We start from the raw sequence: 254 nt of genomic DNA on the forward strand, positions 1-254 counted from the left end.
ACCGGGTCGTAGAAGCGTCGTACGGTCGACTGACCGTTCTTCGCCTGCAACAGCCTGCCCAGCCCGTCGTACTGGAACGACTCGCGCTCGACCTTCACCTCGCCCTGCGGCTTCAGGAACACCTGCCCCCGATCGGTGAACTGCGCCGGCCAGCCCTGACGTTGGGCAAGCCGTCCCATCGGGTCGTATTCGAACGCCTCCATGACGTCGCCATACAGGCGATTCGTCACGACGCCGCTACCTGAATGGCGGAA

General features: G+C 64.2%; 1 protein-coding gene. It reads right to left on the reverse strand.

Annotation, left to right across the window (positions count from 1 at the left end; all coding sequences use genetic code 11):
• Positions 1 to 230: hypothetical protein (locus ACV22V_RS32710; RefSeq protein WP_448016875.1), on the reverse strand; the 230-nt coding region annotated here is incomplete at its 3' end.
• Between the last annotated feature and the right edge of the window lie 24 nt (positions 231 to 254).

Source organism: Burkholderia sp. AW33-5 (genome assembly GCF_053427615.1).